This is a genomic window from Burkholderia sp. B10 (genome assembly GCF_004368385.1).
In the GTDB taxonomy this organism is placed as follows: Bacteria; Pseudomonadota; Gammaproteobacteria; order Burkholderiales; family Burkholderiaceae; genus Burkholderia; species Burkholderia vietnamiensis.
Window position 1 is genome coordinate 1 of record NZ_PQMX01000148.1, and the last position, 3,893, is coordinate 3,893.

The 3,893-nt window shown below is 71.1% G+C and carries 3 protein-coding genes; 2 read left to right on the forward strand and 1 reads right to left on the reverse strand.

From position 1 onward, the window contains the following. Together C3Y15_RS31160 and C3Y15_RS31165 are read left to right on the forward strand one after the other, a co-directional pair. On the forward strand, window positions 1-1,032 hold a 1,032-nt coding region (locus C3Y15_RS31160), incomplete at its 5' end, for an HlyD family secretion protein (protein ID WP_243860302.1). Beyond that, on the forward strand, window positions 1,029-2,462 hold the full coding sequence (locus C3Y15_RS31165; protein ID WP_011880432.1) for an efflux transporter outer membrane subunit: 1,434 nt from the start codon (window positions 1,029-1,031) through the stop codon (window positions 2,460-2,462). The genes C3Y15_RS31160 and C3Y15_RS31165, both read left to right, overlap by 4 nt. A 39-nt stretch (window positions 2,463-2,501) precedes the next feature. Here C3Y15_RS31165 and C3Y15_RS31170 read toward each other — a convergent pair whose 3' ends face one another. Next, complete coding sequence (locus C3Y15_RS31170) at window positions 2,502-3,767, reverse strand: FAD-dependent oxidoreductase (RefSeq protein ID WP_011880433.1); 1,266 nt, start codon at window positions 3,765-3,767, stop codon at window positions 2,502-2,504. Window positions 3,768-3,893 lie beyond the last annotated feature (126 nt).

Sequence of the window (3,893 nt, forward strand, 5' to 3'; positions counted from 1 at the left end):
CCGTCCCCCACCCCGCCCGTTGCATCGTCTGCGCCTGCGCCGTCGCGTGCGCGCGCGCCGGCGATCGTCGCGATCGCGGTGCTCGCGCTGCTGCTCGTCGGGTCGTTGCTGTACGCGTTCGATACGCGCGACCTGGGCACCGACGATGCGTACGTGACCGGCCACCTGCATGTGATCTCGCCGCGCGTGGCCGGCACGGTCGAGCGTGTGCTCGTCGACGACAACCAGTTCGTCCACGCGGGCGAGGCGCTCGTGCAGATCGATCGGCGCGACTTCGACGTGCGCGTCGCCGCGCAGCGCGCGCGCGTCGCGCAGACGCGCGCCGATGCGAGCCGCGCCGTCGCGCTGATCGCGCAGGCCGACGCGGCGCTCGTTGCCGCGCGCGCCGATGCCGAGAAGGCCGAGCTCGATTACGCGCGGGCCAGCGAGCTGGCCCACGAGACGCCGCGCGGTTTGTCGAAGCAGGAGTTCGACGCGGCCGATGCCGCGCGCAAGTCCGCGCGGGCGCGCGTCGCGGCGGCCGACGCGCAACGGCGCAGCGCCCTCGCCGCGTCGCAGGCCGCCGATGCCGCGGCTGCCCAGAACGACGCCGAACTGCGCGACGCGCAGCTTCAGCTCGGCTATACGACCGTCGTCGCGCCGTCGGACGGCTACGTCGGCAAGAAGACCGTCGAGACCGGCGAGCACGTCGCGCCCGGCCAGGCGCTGCTCACGCTGGTCGAACCGCATCCGTGGATCGTCGCCAATTTCCGCGAGACGCAGCTGCGCAACGTGCGCACCGGCGACGCCGTGCAGTTGCGCTTCGACGCGCTGCCGCAGCGCACCTTCAGCGGCCGCATCGACAGCCTGTCGCCGGCGACTGGCGCGCAGTTCGCGCTGCTGCCGCCCGACAACGCGACCGGCAATTTCACGAAGGTCACGCAACGCGTGCCGGTGAAGATCCTGCTCGACGGCCCGGCGGCGACGGAGCCGCGCATCCGGCCCGGGCTGTCGGTCGTCGTCACGCTGCAGCGCAGCCCTGACGCACGATGAAGCGCGCATCCGCCCTGCTCGCCGCGAGCCTGTTGAGCGCGTGCTCGATCGCACCGCAGCCGCTCGCGCCGGTGGCGCTCGGGCACGACGGGTTTCAGCATGCCGACGCGTCGGCCGAGCATGCGCCATCGATGCAAGCATGGCCCGCATGGTTCGGCGACCCGCAACTGCACTCGCTCGTCGACGCCGCGCTCGCGCGCAACTTCGACGTGCGCGCCGCCGCCGCGCGCGTCGCGCAGGCGCAAGCGCTGCTCGGCATGCGCGACGCCGCGCTGTGGCCGAGCGTGCGCGTCGATCCGTCGTTCAGCCACGCGCGCGTATCAGGCACCGTCGACAACGCGTTGCCGAAGCGCATCATGCACAACTGGTCGGTGCCCGTCGCCGCGAGTTACGAAGTCGATCTGTGGGGCCGGCTGCGCGGCGACGCGGATGTCGGTGCGCAGAATGTGCTGCAAGCCGCGGCCGATCGCGATGCGGTTCGGCTGCGGGTGGCAACCGAGGTTGCCGTCGACTACCTGACGCTGCGCTACGTCGACGACGATCTCGCGACGCTCGACAGCGCAATCGGGCTGCGCCGCACCGCGCTGGACGTGATCGCCGCCCGCGTGCGGGCCGGCGCGGCGAGCGACCTCGACGCACTGCGCGCGTCGGCCGATCTCGATACCGCGCGCGCCGATCTCGCGGACAGCCGGCGCTTGCGCGAGAATCTCGTCGATGCCATTGCGGTGCTGACGGGTATGGCCCCGAGCGCGTTCGAGCTCGAGGCGAGCGCCGTGCCCGTTCGCGTGCCGGACGTGCCGCCCGGCCTGCCGTCGACGCTGCTCGCGCGCCGTCCGGACGTGTTCGCGGCCGCGCGGCGTGTCGATGCCGCGTCGCTCGAGGTCGGCATCGCGCGCACCGCGTGGCTGCCGACGCTGACGCTGACCGCCGACGGCGGCTTCGCGACCCGCGACCTGCGCACCTTCATCGATCGCAACAGCTCGCTGTGGAGCCTCGGCGCGAACGTCGCGCTGACGCTGTTCGACGGTGGCAAACGCGATGCCGCGGTGGCGGCCGCGCGAGCCGGCGTCGAGGTTGCCGACGCGAACTACCGGGCGACTGCGATCGGCGCGTTGCGCGACGTACAGGACGCGCTCAATGACATCGCCGCGCAACGGGAGCGGATCGCGCGCTACGGCGACGCCGTGCGCGCGACGGATGCCGCCGCGCGGCTGTCGCTGAGCCGCTATGCGCATGGTTACGTCGGCTATCTGGAAGTCATCGATGCGGACCGTGACGCGTTGAATGCCCGGCGCCAGTTGATTCACAGCCGGCAAGCGCTCGCGATCGCGACGGTGAGCCTCGTGCGTGCGCTGGGTGGCGGCTGGACGGCGCCCGCGGGAGCGGGCCGGCAAGCGGCGCGCGATGCGGTGCAAACCGATGCGCAGTGAAGCCGCGCTCGTCGTGCGGTGCGCGCATGCACGCGCGCATCATGCGAGCCGGTGCGCATCCTCGCCGAGAAACCGGTGCACGAAGGTCACGGCCATCGCGCCTTCGCCGACTGCCGACGCGACGCGCTTGACCGACCCGGACCGGACGTCGCCCGCCGCGAACGAGCCCGGCACGCTGGTCTCGAGATAGTAGGGACGGCGTTCGAGCGGCCACACCCGTTCGAACGCCGGACAGTCGTACAGATCGGTGCCGGTGACGAGATAGCCGCCGGAATTGCGGATGATGGCGGTGTCCTTCGCCCATTCGGTATTCGGCGCGCCGCCGATGCAGACGAACAGGCGTGTGGCCGGCACGCGTTCGGATGGGCCGTCGTCCGTGCGGATTCCGATCGCATCGAGCCAGCCGTCGCCGTACAGTGCGTCGACCGCCGACCGGTAGCGCACCGCGATGTTCGGCGTGCGCTCGATCCGGTCGATCAGATAGCGCGACAACGTGTCGGCGAGCGATGCGCCGCGCACGAGCATCGTGACCTCGCGCGCATGGCGCGAGAAATTCATCGCGGCCTGGCCGGCCGAATTGCCGCCGCCGACGATGAACACGTGTTCACCGGAGCACATCGGCGCCTCGCTCGATCCGGCGCCGTAAAACAGCCCGGCGTTGAGAAACGCGGGCTCCTCCGGCAGCCCGAGGCTGCGGTATTCGATGCCGGTCGCGCAGATGTTCGAGCGGGCGACGAGCACCGAGCCATCGGCGAGATCGACGTGAATCTTGCCGTCGACGAAGCGCGCGTGCACGCCTTCGCGCATCGTCAGCAGTTCGACGCCGAACTTCATGGCCTGTTCTCGTGCGCGCTCCGCGAGTTCCGCGCCGGGAATGCCGTCCGGGAAGCCCATGTAGTTCTCGATCAGCGAGCTGGTGCCGGCCTGACCGCCCACCGCGGCGCGCTCGATCAGTACCGCGCGCAGCCCTTCCGATGCCGCATAGACGGCCGCCGACAAACCGGCCGGCCCCGCGCCGTAGATCGACACGTCGTATTCGACGAAGCGCGGCTGCGCGACCCAGCCGAGCCGCGCGGCGATTTCCGCGAGCGTCGGCCGGTACAGGCGCGAGCCGTCCGGAAAGATCACGACCGGCAGCCGGACGTCGCGCAATGGTGCGATGCCGAGCTCGCGCGTGCTGTCGGCGTCGGAGGTGAGCTCGCACCAGTCGTACGCGACCATGCGACGCTGCAGGAAATCGCGGATCGCATACGCGTCGCGGCTGCGCGGCATGCCGATGATTCGTATGTGGTGCGGCTGATTCATGCGCGGCTCCCGATGTTGGCGATGGGGACGCGGCCGGCTGGTGGGATGATCGCCGCCGCAGTCGCGAATGTACGCCGTGAGGCGCGGTGCGTGGCGGGGTTCATAACAATTAAGGCGGGGTGGGTG